19 protein-coding genes are annotated in these 15,336 nt (G+C 63.6%); 12 read left to right on the plus strand and 7 right to left on the minus strand.

Going from position 1 to position 15,336, the window contains the following annotated elements; genetic code table 11:
- Positions 1-1,366, plus strand: a 1,366-nt coding sequence (locus ANI01nite_RS02765; protein ID WP_141355847.1) for an MFS transporter, incomplete at its 5' end; no start/stop codon positions are given.
- Positions 1,367-1,379: 13 nt separating this feature from the next.
- Positions 1,380-1,568: a helix-hairpin-helix domain-containing protein gene (locus ANI01nite_RS02770; RefSeq protein ID WP_066142870.1), complete on the plus strand. Its 189-nt coding sequence runs from the start codon at positions 1,380-1,382 to the stop codon at positions 1,566-1,568.
- Between the two features lie 10 nt (positions 1,569-1,578).
- Here the strand turns inward: ANI01nite_RS02770 and ANI01nite_RS02775 are convergent, their stop codons facing one another.
- A complete protein-coding gene (locus ANI01nite_RS02775) occupies positions 1,579-1,911 on the minus strand; it encodes a GNAT family N-acetyltransferase (protein WP_141355850.1) in 333 nt (110 codons plus the stop codon).
- A 17-nt stretch (positions 1,912-1,928) separates the two neighbouring features.
- Complete coding sequence (locus ANI01nite_RS02780) at positions 1,929-2,930, minus strand: pirin family protein (protein WP_038992798.1); 1,002 nt, start codon at positions 2,928-2,930, stop codon at positions 1,929-1,931.
- 169 nt (positions 2,931-3,099) lie between these two features.
- Here ANI01nite_RS02780 and ANI01nite_RS02785 point away from each other — a divergent pair, with 169 nt between their 5' ends.
- From ANI01nite_RS02785 to ANI01nite_RS02795, 3 genes are all read left to right on the plus strand, one after another.
- Positions 3,100-3,561: a MarR family winged helix-turn-helix transcriptional regulator gene (locus tag ANI01nite_RS02785; RefSeq protein ID WP_141355852.1), complete on the plus strand. Its 462-nt coding sequence runs from the start codon at positions 3,100-3,102 to the stop codon at positions 3,559-3,561.
- An 85-nt stretch (positions 3,562-3,646) separates the two neighbouring features.
- Positions 3,647-3,904 carry a hypothetical protein gene (locus ANI01nite_RS02790; RefSeq protein ID WP_052253948.1) on the plus strand — a complete coding sequence of 86 codons (258 nt, stop codon included), beginning with the start codon at positions 3,647-3,649 and terminating at the stop codon, positions 3,902-3,904.
- A 45-nt stretch (positions 3,905-3,949) separates the two neighbouring features.
- A complete protein-coding gene (locus tag ANI01nite_RS02795; RefSeq protein WP_038992801.1) occupies positions 3,950-4,399 on the plus strand; it encodes an SRPBCC family protein in 450 nt (149 codons plus the stop codon).
- Between the two features lie 3 nt (positions 4,400-4,402).
- On the opposite strand, the gene ANI01nite_RS02800 is transcribed toward ANI01nite_RS02795, so the two are convergent.
- Together ANI01nite_RS02800 and ANI01nite_RS02805 are read right to left on the minus strand one after the other, a co-directional pair.
- A complete protein-coding gene (locus ANI01nite_RS02800) occupies positions 4,403-4,786 on the minus strand; it encodes a nuclear transport factor 2 family protein (protein WP_052253949.1) in 384 nt (127 codons plus the stop codon).
- A 29-nt stretch (positions 4,787-4,815) separates the two neighbouring features.
- Entirely contained in the window at positions 4,816-5,580 is a 765-nt protein-coding gene (locus tag ANI01nite_RS02805; RefSeq protein WP_038992802.1) for an SDR family oxidoreductase, read from the minus strand.
- 199 nt (positions 5,581-5,779) lie between these two features.
- Between ANI01nite_RS02805 and ANI01nite_RS02810 the strand changes: the two genes are divergently transcribed.
- Complete coding sequence (locus tag ANI01nite_RS02810; RefSeq protein WP_141355854.1) at positions 5,780-6,796, plus strand: AEC family transporter; 1,017 nt, start codon at positions 5,780-5,782, stop codon at positions 6,794-6,796.
- 106 nt (positions 6,797-6,902) lie between these two features.
- Entirely contained in the window at positions 6,903-7,238 is a 336-nt protein-coding gene (locus tag ANI01nite_RS02815; protein WP_141355856.1) for a cupin domain-containing protein, read from the plus strand.
- A 68-nt stretch (positions 7,239-7,306) separates the two neighbouring features.
- On the opposite strand, the gene ANI01nite_RS02820 is transcribed toward ANI01nite_RS02815, so the two are convergent.
- The gene (locus tag ANI01nite_RS02820; protein ID WP_218024298.1) at positions 7,307-9,580 is read right to left on the minus strand and encodes an ABC transporter permease; all 2,274 of its coding nucleotides are present in this window, start codon (positions 9,578-9,580) and stop codon (positions 7,307-7,309) included.
- Between the two features lie 172 nt (positions 9,581-9,752).
- Here ANI01nite_RS02820 and ANI01nite_RS02825 point away from each other — a divergent pair, with 172 nt between their 5' ends.
- Complete coding sequence (locus tag ANI01nite_RS02825; protein ID WP_170214544.1) at positions 9,753-10,406, plus strand: TetR/AcrR family transcriptional regulator; 654 nt, start codon at positions 9,753-9,755, stop codon at positions 10,404-10,406.
- 108 nt (positions 10,407-10,514) lie between these two features.
- On the opposite strand, the gene ANI01nite_RS02830 is transcribed toward ANI01nite_RS02825, so the two are convergent.
- The gene (locus tag ANI01nite_RS02830) at positions 10,515-10,709 is read right to left on the minus strand and encodes a hypothetical protein (RefSeq protein ID WP_141355860.1); all 195 of its coding nucleotides are present in this window, start codon (positions 10,707-10,709) and stop codon (positions 10,515-10,517) included.
- Between the two features lie 322 nt (positions 10,710-11,031).
- Between ANI01nite_RS02830 and uraD the strand changes: the two genes are divergently transcribed.
- The 4 genes from uraD to ANI01nite_RS02850 all read left to right on the plus strand — a co-directional run bounded on the left by uraD (position 11,032) and on the right by ANI01nite_RS02850 (position 14,491).
- Positions 11,032-11,526 carry a 2-oxo-4-hydroxy-4-carboxy-5-ureidoimidazoline decarboxylase gene (gene uraD / locus ANI01nite_RS02835; protein ID WP_066142904.1) on the plus strand — a complete coding sequence of 165 codons (495 nt, stop codon included), beginning with the start codon at positions 11,032-11,034 and terminating at the stop codon, positions 11,524-11,526.
- Positions 11,527-11,595: 69 nt separating this feature from the next.
- The gene (uraH, locus tag ANI01nite_RS02840) at positions 11,596-11,952 is read left to right on the plus strand and encodes a hydroxyisourate hydrolase (RefSeq protein ID WP_038993376.1); all 357 of its coding nucleotides are present in this window, start codon (positions 11,596-11,598) and stop codon (positions 11,950-11,952) included.
- Between the two features lie 4 nt (positions 11,953-11,956).
- Positions 11,957-12,880 (plus strand): factor-independent urate hydroxylase, encoded by a 924-nt coding sequence (gene pucL / locus ANI01nite_RS02845; RefSeq protein ID WP_141355862.1) that lies wholly within the window; start codon positions 11,957-11,959, stop codon positions 12,878-12,880.
- A gap of 75 nt (positions 12,881-12,955) precedes the next feature.
- On the plus strand, positions 12,956-14,491 hold the full coding sequence (locus tag ANI01nite_RS02850; protein ID WP_141355864.1) for a nucleobase:cation symporter-2 family protein: 1,536 nt from the start codon (positions 12,956-12,958) through the stop codon (positions 14,489-14,491).
- A gap of 173 nt (positions 14,492-14,664) precedes the next feature.
- Here the strand turns inward: ANI01nite_RS02850 and ANI01nite_RS02855 are convergent, their stop codons facing one another.
- Complete coding sequence (locus ANI01nite_RS02855; RefSeq protein WP_170214545.1) at positions 14,665-15,147, minus strand: hypothetical protein; 483 nt, start codon at positions 15,145-15,147, stop codon at positions 14,665-14,667.
- Positions 15,148-15,336 lie beyond the last annotated feature (189 nt).

The following is a 15,336-nucleotide window of genomic DNA, read 5'->3' on the forward strand; positions in this document are numbered from 1 at the left end:
TAGCCAATCAACCGAGCGTGCCGAGTCCACCATCTATGCTCCGCAGTATCTTGCCACCACCCTTGGCATGTTCGTGCTCGTCTTCCTGGTCGCCTTCGAATCCATGGCCGTGACGACGGTGATGCCGCTGGTCAGCGAGCTGCTGGACGGTGAACGCTACTTCGCGCTGGCCTTTGCCGCACCGATCGCCAGCGGCATGCTGGGGATGGTGGCCGCCGGAGAAGTCACCGACCGGTGGGGGCCGAAGCACCCGCTGTTCATCGCCGTTGCCGTATTCTGCGTTGGGCTGCTGATCTGCGGTTCGGCCGAGAACATGCAGGCCCTGATTGCCGGGCGCGTCTTGCAGGGAATCGGCGGTGGCGCGATCACCGTCGCCATCTACGTGCTTATTGCCCGGGCGTACCCCGGGCACCTGCACTCGAAGATCTTCGCCCTGTTCGCTACCGCCTGGGTGATCCCGGCGATGATCGGCCCCTGGATGGCAGGCCTGATCGCGGTGCACCTCGGCTGGCGCTGGGTGTTCTCCGGAGTGGCGGTGCTGGTGGTTCTCGCGTTTTGCGGGGTCGTGCCGGCATTGAAGTCGTTGAGCTCGACGCGCAATCCTGACCTGGGGCCGATTTCCGCCAAGCGGCTGGTGCTGGCCGGCCTGACCGGGCTGTCTGTCATCTGCATGAACCTGCTCGGAAATGCGCAGGGCCGCTGGTCCCTGCTCGGGCTGATCCTGGCGCTGGCGGTAGCCCTGGCCGCGGTTCGCCCGCTGCTGCCCAAGGGCACATTCAGCTTGGCCAGGGGACTGCCGTCCACCATCATGACCCGCATCCTCGTTGCTGGCGCCTTCTTCGGCGTGGAAGTCTACCTGCCCTACCTGCTGCGCGAGGATTATCACTTGGGCCCCGACCGGGCCGGCCTGATCCTGACGGCGTCGGCACTGTGCTGGTCGGTGGGCTCATGGCTGCAGGGAAAGCTGGGGGAGAAGGTGGAATCCTCCACCTGCATCACCGTGGGGGCGATTGCCGGCTGCATAGCGATTTCAACTGCATTGGCTACCGCGGTCTTCCATCCGCCGGTGCTCGTGCTGGTCTGCGGATGGGCTGTGGGCGGCTTCGGCATGGGCATGATCTTCCCGAGGCAAAACGTGAACATGCTGGCCCTGTCCGCCAAGGACGAGCAGGGATTCAACTCATCGGCAATGACCGTGGCCGACTCCCTGGGCAATGCCGGGGTCACTGCCATCGGAGGGGTCATCTTCGCAATGGCCGCCACCGGCATGGGGTTCATCTCGGTATTCAGCTTCAGCCTCTTGCTGGTGCTCGTCCTGATCGCGATCTCGCCGCGCACCAAAGCTGTTGCGCGGCCGGCAGCCTGACTACGCTGGGGTCATGGGCACCGAGCTTCCGAAAACCAGCAACCCCGCGGCCAGGGCCTTCGAGCAGGCCGGCATCACCAGCCTCGAGCAGGCGGGGCAGGCCGGCGCCGCGGCGCTGCTCGCACTGCACGGCGTGGGTCCGAAAGCCATCCGCCTCCTGAGCGAAGAGCTGGCCGCGCGAGGCCTGGAGATGAATCCTTGAACTGCCCGGATCAGCCGCGCGGCAGGATCTCCAGATGGTGCTTTTCCGGTTTCACCAGATGCTTCGCGTACTCGGTGTGCTTGGCAACGTAGGCCTTCACGTACGGGCAGACCGGAACGATCCTGGCGCCGCTGGCGATGGTGTTCTCCAGCGCGAATTTCACCATGATGCCGGCCAGCCCTTGCCCGCCATATTCCTCATCCACGGTGGTGTGGAAGAAAATCCGCTCGACTCCTTCTGAACCGTCGAAATCGCGGTAGTGCGCCGCGCCGATCATCTTCCCGTCATCATCGAGGGCGAAACGCTGGCGCTCGGGCAGGAAAACTGGCTTGATATCGCTCATGGAAAGCTCCTTGGTGGCTAGGCTGGGTTCACCCGCGGGCGAAGGCGAACGGTAGGAAGCGCCGGGGCCGGCAGGGCTGCCGGGGTATCAGGCGGGAATGGCCCGAAGCGGTCCTCGGAGGCGTCCCCGGGCTCCGCCCCGATTTCGGCTTGCCACTGCGCGCGGAAGGCGAGGACTTCCTCATGGGTGCGGCCCACGAAGTTCCACCACATCAGGATGTCTTCCTTCAGCGGTTCACCGCCGATGAGCAGTGCCAGCACCGGCTGGTCGCCGGACCTCAGGTGCAGGGTCTTGCACCCGGCCTGCACGAATCCCAGATCGCGCGGGGCGAGCTCATGGCCGTTGACTTCGAGGCTGCCGGAGTCCAAAAGGATCCCGTGCTCATGGTGCTCGGGAACCACGACGTGGATTTCGGTATTCGGCTCGAGGCGCAATTCCGCGCCGCCGAGCTCGGTGTGGGTCTTCACCGGGGAGGCGGAAGATTGCCCAGCTACCGCGTAGGTTCCCAGGAATACCGATAGCGACCAGCCCTCGGCAGTCAGCGGTTCCGGGCGGTAGTTCTCGAAGGTATGCTCCATGTCCCGCGCATGATCGGGCAGCGCGGTCCATAGCTGGGCGCCGTGGAGGATGGTGGTGTCCTCGGTGAGGATCTCCGAATGGCTGATTCCGTGGCCGGCGGTCATCAGGTTGACCTCGCCCGGGCGCACGGTTGCCTTGAAGCCGGCAGAATCCATGTGGTTGATCTCGCCGGTGAAGAGCCAGGAGACGGTCTGCAATCCGGTATGCGGGTGCCGGGGCACGTTCATCCCGCCGGTGACCTTGACGTCGTCCGGACCGTAATGGTCAAGGAAGCACCAGGCGCCAATCAGGCTGCGCTGCTTTTGCGGCAGCGTGCGGAAGACAGTCATGGCCCGCGGGCCGCCCAGCGGCACTTCGCGTGGCTCGAGGATTTCAACCTCTGCCCCGGAGCGCAGTGCATGGCAGTCGATCTCCTGCGGACTCTGCTCGAGATTGCTCATAGGCCAAGGCTATTCACTGCGGCCCGTTTTGACTACTCGATCCGCTATTTTCCATGTCGCCGGAAGCCATGCCTTTCCGGTGCGCGGGCTTGGGCCCGGCAGCGAAGTTTTCGGCCGGGGTACGATCGATGCAGTGGTATTAGGCGTCTTTCAAGGAGCTTGCAGCAACGTGGACAGTGCAATTCTTCGCGACGAAGATCTTCTCAAGCTGGAAAAGCAGGTCTGCTTCGGCCTGGCCGTGGCCTCGCGGTCGGTGATCTCGGCGTACAAGCCCGTGCTGGATCCGCTGGGGCTGACTCATCCGCAGTACCTGGTGATGCTGGCCCTCTGGGATCTGGGACCGATGAGTGCCAGTACCCTCAGCGGGCACCTGCATCTGGATCCGGGAACGCTCTCGCCGCTGGTCAAGCGGCTGGAAACCGCCGGGCTGGTAGCCAAGACGAAGAACCCGGACGATGAGCGGGCAGTGGTCATCCAGCCCACGGAGAAGGGCGCAGCGCTGCGTGCCGAAGCGGTGCAGGTGCCCCGAGAGATGATGGCCCGGCTTGCCCTCTCGGAGAAGGATGTCCTGGAACTGCGCAGCATCCTGGACCGCATGATCGCCGCTGGTGCGAACGCTCCGAAGAGCTAGGCCCAATTTAGTTGGTGCACCAACTAATGACGTATGATTGATGTGCCAGCACTTGCACGTCAGATGACCGAAGAGGACGACGATCATGGATGAATCACCCCTGCCGATCATTTCCGATACCACCGGACTGAGCGTCGGCTACCGTATCTTCTGGCGCCTGAAGTACCTGGGATTGTCGATCTTCGGTCCCGCCGAGCGCCGCGTCCTGGCCAGCCCGCGCGAACGCATCAAATGGGATCGCGCCATGAAGGTCATGCGCGCCCATGAAGCCGCCGGAACCCTGCCGGATGAGCAAACGCTGTACACCGTGAGCCGCATGGAGCCCCGCCGCCCGCAAGGCTAGCCCGCGCAGCTGAGCCCGAAAGCGGGCCGCGATAGAATTGAACCCATGGAATCGATGACTGAGCTTGTAGTCGCCCGGCAGTTTTCCGCACCGAAGAACGCCGTCTGGGCTGCCTTTGTCGAACCGGAAATCATCGCCCAATGGTGGGGGCCGGAGGGCTGGCTGGTCGAGGAAGATTCCGTCGTCTTCGAAGCCAAGGTCGGCGGCCGGCATGAGCTGAACATGGTGCAGGCAGGGAACCCGGAAGCCAGGGTGCCGCTCAAGGCGGTGCTGACCGCCTTCGACGAGTACGAGTGCCTGGCCAGCGCCGACGGCCCGCACGAAATGACCTTGGACCTGGTAATCGAGACCCGCATCGAATTCAAGGAATTCGCCGGCCAGACCATGCTCACGCTGACCCAAACCCCCTTGCCGCATGAGGTGATCGAGTCTAGCACCCAGGCATGGCACTCGGCTTTCGCGAAGCTCGAAGCGCTGCTGGCAGAATACTTCTAGGCCCTACTGCGCAGCAGCGGAAGAAGCGGCGAAATAGCTGCGCACGCCGACCAGCTTCGCTGCCTTGCCGGCCGAGGCGAACCGCAGCACGTGGCTGAAGGGAGTTTCCCTGCCGCCACTGGTGAAGATCCCGTCCGCGCTGCCTTCCTTGCCGTGGGTGAGGATGCTCAGGAAGAGCACTCTGCTGGTCTCGGGGCGAGCTTGGACCCACTGTTCCACCGCGTCGCGTCCATGCAGGGCCTGCTCGCCCGGGAACTCCCACACCACATCCTCGGCAAGCCACTGGCGCAGTTCTGCCAGGTCCTTGCCGTGCAGCGCAGCCAGCAGCCCCATGATGATCTGATGGCGCGGGGCGTTGCCGCAGGTCGCCGGGGTCTCAACTTCCATGCCCGGTCCTCCTCGATGATGCCCGCGGCCTAGCCTCGCCCGATGTAGGGCATGCCGCCAGCGGTGATGGTGAATTGGTTGATGGACGTGCCCAATGGAACTCCGGCGATGTATGCAACGGCTTCAGCGGCTTCGGCCAGCGGGAAGGTCGGCTCGACGAGCCGATGTCCACTGGGCTGCAAGGCTCCCTCGGTGGCGCCGAAATCATCGAGCAGGTCGCTGGCGGTGTTGCCGATATCGATCTGGGTGGCCCTGATCCGGTGCTCGCGCCCATCGAGTTCAAGGCATTTGGTCAGGCCGGCGATGCCGTGCTTGGTGACGGTATAGGCAACGGAGTTCACGCGCGGCACCTGCGCCGAAATCGACCCGTTGTTGATGATGCGTCCCCCGCCGTGCGCCTTGAAGTGGGTGAACGCCGCCCGGGCGGCGTTGATGGCTCCGGTGAGGTTGATCCGGCACACCTCATCCCACTGGGCAGGGTCCAGCTCGTCGATGGCTGCCGGGGGACCGAAGATCCCTGCATTATTGAACAGCACGTCGACCGATCCGAAACGCTCGGCGGCTGCGGCAAACAGCTGATCCACGGCCTGCGGATCACTGACATCGGTGGGGACCACCAGGGCGGAGCCATGTCCTTGCGCCGTCTCGTGCAGCTTCTGCGCGGTGCGCCCGGCGAGCACCACATTCCATCCCTGCTCCAGCAGCAGGCGGGCGGTGGTGCGGCCGATGCCTGATCCTGCACCGGTGATGACGATGGTGCGCGGGGCGTGCGGGGCGTTAGATGCTTGGGACATCAATTCTCCTTGCGGAAATCTCAACGGCATTAGGGTGAGGCGCGTGGTCCCATCCTAGGAATTCGGGCCGCGAAACCCCAGTTTTCTTCTGCATGTTGCGTCGCATCCCCGGCCGCGTTTCCCGGATCAGCCTGGCCGGCTACTAACCTTGAAGTGGCCAATTCGCGCAATCCGGGCCGAATATCCCCGAAGGAGTCTTGTGTTCCTCGACGTGCTTTATGGCGTGCTGCCGCTGTTCTTCGTCATGCTCATCGGCTACGCCGCCAGCCATGCTCCCAAGTTCCCGGCCAACGTGGAACCAGCACTGAACGTATTCGTCTTCTATGTCGCCCTGCCGGCCCTGCTCTACAAGGTGGTGGCCCGGGCGGACATCAGCGACGGCGTGCCGTTCGCATTCCTGTGGATCAGCATCGTCTCGGCACTCGTGTTCGCGCTAATCAGCTGGCTGGCTTTCCGCTATCTGCTGCGCGCAGACCGGGCGCGGGCGCTCGCCGGCATGCTGGCCACCAGCTTTGGCAACGTCTCGTATCTGGGCATCCCGATCGTCCTGGGCGTGATGGGAACCGAAGCCGGTTTCGCGGCGGGCATGGGGCAACTGGTCCACAACATCATCTTCATGGTCGGGTTCCCCATCCTCGCCCAAATCGTCCTGCCCCACGCAGGCGGAGGAGAGCACAAGGCCAGTGCTGCGCGCATTGCCCGAACCGTGCGCAACGCCCTGGTCTGCAGCCCGGTCACCTGGGCGATGCTCGTCGGCGGGGCGGTAGCAATCTTCGCAGTGCCGGTGCCGCAGCCGGTGGACGACACCATCGACCTGGTGGCCGCCGCGGCTGCTCCGGGCGCGCTCTTCGTCATCGGCATGTCGCTGAAGCGGACCATTGACCGAGCACGTTCCAGGCGCCGGGCGCCGGCGGCCGCGGACGGTACCGCGCCAGCAGCCCGTTGGGCGAAAATTTCCATCGCCACCATGGTCGTGGGCAAGCTCGTGGCATTCCCCGTGCTGGTGGTGGCCATGCTGCTTGCCTTCGCCCCTGAGCTTGACCGCATCTGGTTCAATTCGGCGGTGCTCATGGCGGCCATGCCGGTGAGCGCGACCGCCTACATCATGGCGCAAAACGACACCGGGGATGGCGAACCGACCGCGGTAGCCATCGTCATCACCTGCGTCCTGTCGGTCATAGCATTGCCGGTGCTGGCGCAGCTGGCGCTGAAGTAGCCTTCCGCGCAGTCCTTGACCTTTGCCCCGACCGGGGACAGGCTGGTAGCACCACATGCCAACCGGCGAGGAGCTTCCAGCCGCAGAGATGAGATGCAGGGATTGAATGATGAAGTTTTCGCTGACCGCCATCGCCCGGGCCCAGCTGCGCGATGCCGAGAACGCCGGCAATGGCCGCGCCGCCAGCACGGTGTTCGGAGGCCATGAGCACACGCTGCGCCAAACTGTCATCGGGATCAAGGCCGGCACCGAGCTGCAGGAGCATGCGAATCCCGGCGAAGCGACACTGCTGGTCCTCGACGGAAGGGTCACCGTCTCATCGATGGGCAACCAGTGGGAGGGGCGCAGCCAGGATCTGATCGTGCTGCCCGAAGGGCGGCTGAAAATCAGCGCTACCGAGGATTCCAGCGTGCTGCTCACGGTGGCCAAGACCGATCGCTAGGCGGAAGCGAACTGCGGGCCAGTCCACATCAATGGACTGGCCCGCATTTGCCGGGGGAGGAGGACTGGCTAGACGCTGACCGCGTGCTTCTCCCGGTCTTCGTTGGCGCTTGCGCCGGCCGCGGCCTGCGCGTCAGCCAGTTCCCCGGCTTCGGCATCGATGCCATCGGCCGATGCAGCGGCTTCGCTCGCCTTGGCGTCGCGCTGGCGGCCCTGCAGGGCCGCGAGCTCTTCGGCGGACACCGGGTGGGCTTCGGCATGCACCGGCTTGAGCTGGTCGATGACCAGGGTCAGCGCCAGGCTGGCCAGGGCCCAGATGCCCAGGACCACCAGATGGGACGAGAGGCCGGCCCCGTCGAAGTAGATGATCGCGCGGATCGCTTCAACGGCCGCAGGCATCGGCAAGATGTCGTGCAGGATGGCGAAGATGCGCGGTTCCATGTAGATGGACAGTGCGCCGTTGGAGGCCGGGACGCCCAGGAACATCACGATCAGCATGGTCGGGAGCAGGCAGACCATGCCCATGAGCCGATTGAACACGGTGGTGAGCATGGCCACCGAGAAGATCGCGAGCATGCCGGTGCCGAACAACTGCCAGAAGCGGCCCTCGACCGCACCGGTGAACGGTCCGGCAATCAGGTAGAGCACGGCTGACATGAAGGCGGAGTACACGGCCACCAGCGGGATCAGATTCTGCAGCGGGCGCAGGTGCGGTGCCGCGGTGGAACCCACCATGATGACCATGAAGCCTGCCATCACCCAACCCATGCCCAGATACATGACCACGGTGCCCATATTGTCGTGCTCCGGAAGCGGCGCCAGTTCCCGGTGGTCCACGGACATGTCCTGGGCCTGGCTGATCTGGGTGAATACCTGCACAACTACCTGCGAGGCGGCGTTGCCGGAAGCCTGGGCGGTGTAAATGGTTGCCTCGGGATCCTGCTTCGATGGCAGCACGAACGCTCCGGCCAGTTCCCGGGATTCGACCAGATAGCGGGCGTCGCCGGCGTTGTCCATGGCGGTGAAGGTGAACTTGTCCTCCATGGATTCCTTCAGCGAATCCACCGTCTGCTGGGCCTGCTCCATGGAGGAACCCACGACCGCTACCGGCATCTCGCGCGGAGCCGGGGTCTGCATGGCGCCAAGCATGGAGCTGAGCATGATGGCGATCATGGCGAAAGGCACCGCGCCCAGGGTGATGTAGCGCCAGGCCTTGTTCTTCGGGCGCGGGCCGCCATGCAGGGAAGGGACATTGATCTGGGTCGGGATATCGCTCTTGCCCTTGGCGGTGCGCAGCGCATCGATCAGGGCGACCAGCAGCAGCGCTGCCACGGCCCCGCCGGCAAGGATCAGGATATGCACGCCCGCACCGTCTCCATCGAAGTACAGCACCGAACGCATGGCTTCGCCCAGGGCCGGCATCGGCAGGAACTGGTGCAGGAACGGGAAGATCTTCGGCAGCATGTAGACCGACATTCCCATATTGGAGGCCGGCTGGCCCAGCACCATGAACAGGAACATGCCCGGGATGACAGCCATGGCACCGAAGATGCGGGTCAGCAGCAGCTGGCCTGCGCCCACGGCGAAGACACCCAGGGCCAAGGTGCCCCACGCTGGCAGGATGGTGGCTGCGTGGAGCACGCCGAGGATCGGGCCGCCGACCAGGATGCCCAGTCCCGAGAGCAGGATCGACCATCCGCCCAGCAGCGGCAGCGCCCTGCGGCGCCGCAGCAGCTCGGGGGAGTTCGAGTAGGCCAGCGACCACGGCATGTAGCCGGCGGTAATCATCGCGGTGGCCAGCAGCATGGCGCCCATGCCCATGGAATCATCCGCCGGAAGCGGCTTCAGGTCCTCGGACACCAGCTCAAGACCCTCTTCCAGGACCACCGGCGTGAGCACGGCCTTGATGGCCGACGATGCGGAGACGCCTGCACCGCTTGCGGTGTACATGGTGGCGGTCTTGCCGTCGAGGTCAACGGCGGCTGTCACTTCGCGGTCATAGACCAGCTCGCGGGCTTCGCGCGGCGAATCGACAATGCGCAGGTCAACTGCATCCCCGTTGCCAGCTTCGAGCGTGCGGACGAAGTCCTCTGCCTTCTCAGTGCTGGTGGCGGAAATGGCCACCGGCATGTTCTTGGCTTCCTGCTGGTGCATGGCTCCGAGGTAGCCCCAAATCATCATGCCCACGATCATCAATGGCATGATGAAGACTGCTACAGTCCTGCCGATCTTCTCGGCCTTGGCGCGTTTGGCGGCCGCTTCCTGCTCGGAGAGCGGCTGCTTCTCGTGCTTGGCCCTGCGGGAGGGCGGCGGGTTTTCAGTGACTGCGGCGTCGTTGCTCAACTACGCATGCTCCTTGGATTCTCGGTCAGCGGCGGGATGCGCGGCACCCCGGCAAGATTATTAGTTGAATACTGACAACCAATTTACGCCACATGGCGTAAAACTATCTACAATTGTGCCGAGGTTCACTGCCTTGGCACCTGGGTGCGGTGACGAAAGGGAAGGCGGGGCGGTGAGCCGACACGGGGAAAAAGCACGGGAGGTTCTGCTCGATGCGGCAGAAGAGCTCTTCGCGAGCTATGGGATTGATGCCGTATCGAATCGGAAAATTGCCGAACATGCCGGCACTGCCAACCACTCGGCGATCAAATACCATTTCGGGAGCCGCCAGGATTTGCTGGAAGCCATGCTGCAACGGGCGCTGGCTGACATGCGTCGCTGCCGTGCTGCGCTGCCATCAGCCGCTGGTGGGCCGCAAGCCAGCCTGCGCGAACTGGTCACCGTGCAGGCTCTTCCCTGGGTGTATTCCTTTGATGCATTGGGCAGGCCATCCTGGCGGGCGCAATTCCTCTTCCAAGCGCGCCTGCACCCGGACCTGCCATCGATCGTTGGCGACAGCCTGCGTGATGAGGTGCTGGGTGCCGCGGCTCAAGGCCGGGAGCTTAAGGAATTCGAGGGCATTCCCGAGATGGTGGTCAAATCGCGTGCGCTGATCCTTGGTCCGATGTTCCTGGGGCTATGCGCGCAGTACGAGCGCACGGTCAACGAGGGCAGGCAGCGGGGCAACTGGGAGTCCGTGGGCTACTTCCTGGTTGATTCCATGGTGGGCATGCTGGCGGCGCCAAGCACTGCACCGGCCGATTTCATGGGATTCGCAGAGGGGTAGCGGAAGCTGCCATGCTGCGGTGCTCCGGCATTGAAGGCCGAATTAAAAAACGCAGAGGCCAGGTCCCGACGCCTCAGGGGTTGGCCTCTGCGTGGTCTTGAGGAGCGCCTAGCGCCCTTGGTGCTGGCCGAACAGGCGGCTGAACAGCGAGGAGACCTCGCGGGTGATCCGCGGCTGGCGGGCGATATCGGGATCCAGGCCTTCGATAGGCTGGAACAGCCCGGTGCGCAACGCGTCGGTGGTGGCAACGAGGCGCTGGCCCTCCGGTGAGCAGTTGATCTTGCCAGTGTTGATAGCGGTCATTGCGACCCTCCTTCGCGATTCTCTATTTCCATAATATGGAAATTATGTTTTGCCTTGCGAAACCATTATGTGCACCATGGTGGATTGTTGGCAATAGCTGGGCGCAAAATTTTCTATCCGCAATGCGGAAAACTTTCATAAATCACACTTGTTAAAGATTTTCCGGCTTTGACTTGACGGCGACGCTGTGAGGTGGATTACAGTGGTGGCACAAGGTTCCACGAAACCAGCATCGAGTCGAAGCCGAAGTCTCCTTCGGTGGTAAGGGTGTTCAGCCAAGGTCCGTGGAAAGAACGACCGTTTGAAAAGAGCTGATCACCCGATGCGACTAGACGTATTCAATCAATTGCCCGCAGCCGAGGCGGCAGATGTCCTGCGCCCCTGCGTGGATGTCGACCGCTGGATCGATGCACTTGTTTCCGCCCGTCCTTTCAACAGCTTCGATGAGCTTTCCAGCTATGCGCTGCAGGACGTCGCCCCCTTCAACCGCGAGGAAATCGCCGCCGCCTTGGCGCACCACCCGCGCATCGGCGAACAAGCGCAGGGCAGCAGCAAGGAAGCCGACCTCTCGCGTGGCGAACAGGCAGGCCTGGACTTTGATGGCGATGTCACCTCACGCCTGGCCGCGGCCAACAAGGCCTACGAGCAGCGCTTCAACCGGGTCTTCCTCATCCGCGCCGCTGGCCGCAGCTCCGAAGAAATCCTCGCCGAATGCGAACGCCGGCTGGCCAATGGCGAGCAGGAAGAACTTCTTGAGGTTGCCGAGCAGCTGCGCCAGATCGCGCTGCTGCGGCTGCAGAACGCGGTGGACAACTAAGCCAATGCCCGGGGTGCACACCCCGCGCATTTACCGACCCCTTATCCCTCCGACAGCCAGGAGATGAACATGGCAGATGGCAACGGCGAACGCAGCCACATCACCACCCACATACTCGACACCGGGACCGGGAGGCCTGCCTCCGGTGTCAAGGCCACGCTGGAAGCCAAGACGGCATCCGGCTGGCAAGAAATCGGTTCAGGTTCCACGGATGCCGATGGCCGCATCAAAAACCTCGGACCGGTACAGGTTGAAGCCGGCCGCTACCGGATTTCCTTTGAGACCGGCGGCTACTTCGGGAAGCAGGGAACGGAAAGCTTCTTCCCCGCGGTAAGCATCGATTTCTTCGTCAATGACGTCGACGAGCACTACCACGTACCTCTTCTTATCAGCCCGTTTGCATATTCCACGTACCGAGGAAGTTAGAACCATGACTACCGAAATCACCGCCCCAGCAGACACCAAGATTGTGCTGGGCTCTAACCAGTACGGCAAGGCCGAAGTCCGCCTGGTCAAGATCACCCGCGACACGGTTCGCCACCAGATCCAGGATCTGAACGTCACCAGCCAGCTGCACGGCGACTTCACCGCCGCGCACCAGGATGGCGACAATGGTCGCGTTGTCGCCACCGACACCCAGAAGAACACCGTCTATGGCTTGGCCCGCAACGGCGTGGGTGCCATCGAGGAGTTCCTGGTGCAGCTTGGCGAGCACTTCACCGGGGAATTCGATTGGATCACCGGTGGCCGCTGGGCAGCCCAGCAGTTCTTCTGGGACCGCATCAACGACCACGACCACGCCTTCTCGCAGAACAAGTCCGAGTTCCGCACCGCCGTGCTGGAAATCGGCGCCGACGGCAAGAAGTCGATCGTTGCAGGCCTGGAAGACCTCACCGTGCTGAAGTCCACGGGCAGCGAATTCCACGGCTTCCCGCGGGACAAGTACACGACACTGAAGGAAACCACCGACCGCATCCTGGCCACCGACGTGACCGCGCGCTGGCGCTACACCGAGCAGGCCATCGCCGAGGGCATCGACTTCGACGCGGTCTACACCTCGGTGCGCCAGCTGCTGCTGACCCGCTTCGCCGACACCCACTCGTACGCGTTGCAGCAGACCATGTTCCAGATGGGGCAGGCAGTGCTCGAAGCGCATCCGGAAATCGCCGAGATCAAGATGTCGCTTCCGAACAAGCACCACTTCCTGGTGGACCTCGAGGTCTTCGGCCAGGACAACCCGAACGAGGTCTTCTTCGCGGCTGACCGCCCGTACGGCCTGATCGAAGCGACGATCACCCGCGAAGGCACCGAGGCGAATCACCCGATCTGGGCAAATATTCCGGCATTTATCTAAACGAACAGCGTTGAAGGTGTGCCGGTGCTGGCACACCGGCACACCTTTGGCAGCGACTGACGTAGGAGGTCAGCCTTGAGCGCTACACAAGATGAATCTATCAAAGGCAATCGTCCCGAGGACGCCAAGCTTCCGCTGGGGAAGTCCTTTGCCTATGGCTTGCAGCATGTCCTGACGATGTACGGGGGAATCATCGCCCCGCCGCTGATCATCGGCAACGCCGCAGGGCTGGCTCCGGACGAAATCGGCCTGCTGGTCGCCTGCTGCCTGTTTGTCGGCGGGCTGGCCACCATCCTGCAAACCGTGGGCATCCCGTTCTTCGGTGCGCAGCTGCCGCTGGTCCAGGGCACCTCCTTCGCCTCGGTGGCCACCATGGTGGCCATCGTCAATGGCGGTGGCGGCATCCAGGCGGTCTTCGGCGCGGTGCTCGTCGCTGCGCTGATCGGCTTCCTCATAGCGCCGTTCTTCGCCCGCATCATCAGATTCTTCCCGCCGGTAGTGACCGGCGTGGTCATCACGATGATCGGCATCTCGCTGACCCCGGTCGCGGCCAACTGGGCCATGGGCGGGGACGCCAAGGCCGAGGGCTACGGGTCGCTGGCCAACATCGGCCTGGCCGCCGGAACGCTGCTGGTGGTGCTGCTGCTCTCCAAGGTCGGCAATGCCGCGATCTCCCGCATGTCGATCCTGCTGGCCATTGTGCTGGGCACGGTGGCCGCCGCGCTGCTGGGCATGGCTGATTTCTCGCAGGTCGGCCACGGCGCGATCTTCGCGTTCCCGCAACCGCTGGCCTTCGGCATGCCGGTCTTCGAAATCGGCGGCATCATCTCGATGACCATCGTGGTGCTGGTGATCCTCACCGAAACCACCGCTGACATCCTCGCGGTGGGCGAGATTGCCGGCTCGAAGGTGGATTCCAAGCGCATTGCCGACGGCCTGCGCGCCGACATGGCTTCCTCCGCGGTAGCCCCGATCTTCAACACCTTCACCCAGTCGGCCTTCGCGCAGAACGTCGGCTTGGTGGCCATCACCGGAATCACCAGCCGCTTCGTGGTCGCTGCCGGCGGTGGCATCCTCGTGGTGCTCGGCTTGCTGCCGATCCTCGGCCGCGTGGTCGCGGCCATCCCCACCCCGGTGCTCGGCGGTGCTGGCATCGTGCTCTTCGGCACCGTTGCCGCCTCCGGAATCCGGACCCTGTCCAAGGTGAAGTACGACGGCATGAACCTGGTGATTGTCGCCGCCTCGATTGCCTTCGGCTGCATTCCGATCGTGAAGCCCGACTTCTATGCAGGTTTCCCCACCTGGTTCGAGACGATCTTCCACTCCGGAATTTCCTCGGCAGCCGTGATGGCCGTGCTGCTGAACCTGCTGTTCAACGAGCTCAAGTTCGGAAACACGAAGAATGCATCAGTCTTCTCGGCAGCTCCGCCGCGGATGGTCAAGACCGAGGAGATCTGCGGACTGCTCGAGGGCGACCACTACGTGGGCGGCAAGCTCATCGACAAGGAAGGCTACGAGATTCCTGTAGTCACGCCCGATGAGTTCGAGCAGATCCAGACAGGGGCCATCGAGATGCCTGTACCCAGGCTTGCCGGGAGCCCGGAACACTAAGCCGGAGCAGGCAGAGCCCGAACAGGACAAGAACGACCGCGACGAGATGGACAAGGATCCATCCTGAGCGAGGCGAACGCCCGCAGGCCCGAGAGCCTGCGGGCGTTCGCCCGTGGTGGGCTCAAGACCTCGTTGGATTGGTCCACAGCAGTGCGCCTAGCGCTGGGAACCTCCTACGCCCGAGCCAGGCGACCAGGACTCGGTTCCGGGCGTCCTGCATCGAGTTTCTTCTCAACGGCGCGTATCGCCGACTGCGTGCACGAGGCGGTGACCGCCGCAGCCGAGGCGTCTAGTGCAGCGGCTGGCAGCAGGTAGGCTGCGTTTTCCGCGCCGATGAGCAGGGCCATCAGGATGCCTGCAGGAATGCAGAGGAGTGCCGCCGTTGCGGTGGCTGTTGGAACCAGCCGCTGCATGACGCCTGCGGAGCTTCGATGATGACGGAAGGCGAGCACTGCATAGACCCCGCCAGCAACCAGCAGCCCGTGCAGCGCCCCGAAGGGCAGGCCGTACATGAATGTGATGGTCGCATAGCCTGCAGGCCCAGGGAGTTCGAGAGCGGTGACGCATATGGCGGCCACCAGGATGCCGGCTGCTGTTCCGCGCACCAAGAGTGGAAACAGGAGTTCCGAGGGATGCGTCAGTTGAAGGCGGTTCATAGGCCCAGATTAGGCCATCGCATGGCGTTGATCTGCATTCGCCGACCAGGTCCTGCCATCTTCGGACAATGGCGGGCCTATCTTTAATGGCACGATTGCAGAATCAATATTGCTCTGCCGGCTCACCTGCATCGCCAGCCTGTGTTGGGATGGGACGACCTCCATTTAGATGACACATGACCTGCGCCA

The organism is Glutamicibacter nicotianae, assembly GCF_006539525.1.
GTDB classification, from domain to species: domain Bacteria; phylum Actinomycetota; class Actinomycetes; order Actinomycetales; family Micrococcaceae; genus Glutamicibacter; species Glutamicibacter nicotianae.

Bases quoted from the DNA above. Each gene is read 5' to 3' on its own strand.
- ANI01nite_RS02805 (WP_038992802.1), bottom strand. From the start codon at position 5,580: ATGTCCCAAGCATCTAACGCCCCGCACGCCCCGCGCACCATCGTCATC.
- ANI01nite_RS02815 (WP_141355856.1), top strand. From the start codon at position 6,903: ATGATGAAGTTTTCGCTGACCGCCATCGCCCGGGCCCAGCTGCGCGAT.
- ANI01nite_RS02775 (WP_141355850.1), bottom strand. From the start codon at position 1,911: ATGAGCGATATCAAGCCAGTTTTCCTGCCCGAGCGCCAGCGTTTCGCC.
- ANI01nite_RS02800 (WP_052253949.1), bottom strand. From the start codon at position 4,786: ATGGAAGTTGAGACCCCGGCGACCTGCGGCAACGCCCCGCGCCATCAG.
- ANI01nite_RS02830 (WP_141355860.1), bottom strand. From the start codon at position 10,709: ATGACCGCTATCAACACTGGCAAGATCAACTGCTCACCGGAGGGCCAG.
- ANI01nite_RS02855 (WP_170214545.1), bottom strand. From the start codon at position 15,147: ATGAACCGCCTTCAACTGACGCATCCCTCGGAACTCCTGTTTCCACTC.
- ANI01nite_RS02795 (WP_038992801.1), top strand. From the start codon at position 3,950: ATGGAATCGATGACTGAGCTTGTAGTCGCCCGGCAGTTTTCCGCACCG.
- ANI01nite_RS02790 (WP_052253948.1), top strand. From the start codon at position 3,647: ATGGATGAATCACCCCTGCCGATCATTTCCGATACCACCGGACTGAGC.
- pucL (WP_141355862.1), top strand. From the start codon at position 11,957: ATGACTACCGAAATCACCGCCCCAGCAGACACCAAGATTGTGCTGGGC.
- uraH (WP_038993376.1), top strand. From the start codon at position 11,596: ATGGCAGATGGCAACGGCGAACGCAGCCACATCACCACCCACATACTC.
- uraD (WP_066142904.1), top strand. From the start codon at position 11,032: ATGCGACTAGACGTATTCAATCAATTGCCCGCAGCCGAGGCGGCAGAT.
- ANI01nite_RS02780 (WP_038992798.1), bottom strand. From the start codon at position 2,930: ATGAGCAATCTCGAGCAGAGTCCGCAGGAGATCGACTGCCATGCACTG.
- ANI01nite_RS02770 (WP_066142870.1), top strand. From the start codon at position 1,380: ATGGGCACCGAGCTTCCGAAAACCAGCAACCCCGCGGCCAGGGCCTTC.